Source organism: Collinsella sp. OF02-10 (assembly GCF_003463445.1).
Taxonomy (GTDB): domain Bacteria; phylum Actinomycetota; class Coriobacteriia; order Coriobacteriales; family Coriobacteriaceae; genus Collinsella.
On sequence record NZ_QSCW01000042.1, the window covers coordinates 1 to 1,855 of the forward strand.

Sequence of the window (1,855 nt, forward strand, 5' to 3'; positions counted from 1 at the left end):
TGGGCATCGTCGGCGCGTTCTTCGGCGTGCTGGCGTAAGGGCCCGGCTGCATAGATTTTCGTTGCAACCTGGAAAGGGGATGGAGCGGGCCTATGCCCTCCATCCCCTTTTTGTATAGAAGGAGTTCGTATGTTCGCGAAGGATCGCGAAGAAATGCGCCTGACGCCGGCAGAGGTCAGGCTGATTCTTATTGAGTCCCTGCAGTGGTGCGCCAACAACGCGGTCTACTTTTTGGGGCTTATCGGTGCGGCCACGTATGATCTGGCTGGCACGGCCTTTTTGGTTGCCGCCATTACGCTCGTGCGCAATCTTATGACGTCGGTGGGCAATATGGTGTCGGGCTCGGTCATCGATCGCTTTGGACCGCGTCGGACGTCGTTTGTGACGTGCGTGATTACGGCGGTGCTTTCGCTTGGCGTGGGGTTGGCGCCGTTGTCTGTCCCCGGGCTTGTGTTTGCCGCGTGTGTCTTGGGACTTGCGGGCGGTTTTATCAACACCTGCACGCATGCGTTTCCGGGATACCTAGAGTCGACCACCGAGGGCCGTACCCGCGTGAACGGTCTCATGGTGTTTTACAGCAATATCGCCTATACCGCTGGCCCGCTGCTCGGTGGTGCCATCGTGAGCTGTTTTGCCACGCAATCGGTCTATCTGCTCATGGCGGGCATGATGGGTGTGGCGGCCGTGCTCTCCTTGGGCTGCCACGAGTGTGTTGTTCCCGCAAAAGGGGAGAAGCCGAAGGGCGGTATTCTGGGCGGCATGGCCGAGGGTGCGCGACTTACGTTTCGCGACCACGACCTGCGCCTCATCTTTATCTCGGGCTTTTTGGGTTTCTTTGCGTTCGGCGCGTTCGATTCGCTGGAGTCGTTGTTCTACCGTGATGTGCTCAACGTGGATATCGTCTGGCTGGGCTGGCTGTCCTCGGTCGTGGGCCTCACTTCCTCGGTGGGCGCGTTCATCCTGACCAAGCTTTCTGCTCGCCATGTCAACCTACGATTGCTGCTCGGCGCGCTCATGGCCGTGGGCATTGGGTCCATGGTGTACGTGGGCACCGATATGCTGGGGGTCGCGATTATCGGTCAGGCGATTAACGGTCTGGCCTGGGGGTTCCTGGAGCCGCTGCAGATGATCTTGATTCAGGAGCGCGCAGACATCAAATACCTGGGGCGCATTACCGGCTTTGTGCGTTTTGGCCTGATGAGCGCCGGCGTGGTGCCGCTGCTGGCGGCTCCGTTTTTGGCGGAGGCTTTGGGCGTCCAGACGGTATTGTTTGGGGCATCGACCATTATTGCGCTGGTAGGAACGCTGTTCTTTGTCACACAAGGGAGACGCCAGGGGCGTTAGCTATACATCAAATGCTAATTTAATACCACTCACCAGAGAATTTCGACCGTTCACCGAGGATTGGGGCAGATTGAAAAGTGGTATTAAAAACACGTTAGGTGTATGTCTATAATTGGTATCGAAAAGAAACGCGATGTATAGATTCGCGTGCAAGACAGAAAGGAAAAGCCATGAAGGAAACCGAGAAGATCGAGATCATGCACTTTAGCCAGGAGGGCTACGTCGAGGACGGCAAGAACGTCTACGAGGCCGGCAAGAAGATGACCGCGCTCGCCGACAAGGTCGCCGACGAGGGCTACGACGCCGTGTTCCTGATGGGCGTCGGCGGCACCTGGGACGAGCTCATGCAGCTCGAGTACCTCATGAACAAGTTCGGCGACCGCGACCTCGAGGTCTACCTGATCCACGCCGCCGAGTGGAACGTCATGGGCCACAAGCGCATGACCGAGAAGTCCGTTGTGCTCACCGCCTCCGAGTCCGGCACCACCCCCGAGGTCCTCGAGGCCGTCAA

At 58.2% G+C, this 1,855-nt stretch carries 1 protein-coding gene and 1 pseudogene; both read left to right on the forward strand.

The window, feature by feature from the left end; translation table 11 throughout:
• Window positions 1-129 precede the first annotated feature (129 nt).
• The gene (locus DXA43_RS10065; protein WP_117638275.1) at window positions 130-1,344 is read left to right on the forward strand and encodes an MFS transporter; all 1,215 of its coding nucleotides are present in this window, start codon (window positions 130-132) and stop codon (window positions 1,342-1,344) included.
• Between the two features lie 170 nt (window positions 1,345-1,514).
• Window positions 1,515-1,855 (forward strand): annotated as a pseudogene (locus DXA43_RS10070) (SIS domain-containing protein); the annotation flags it as partial.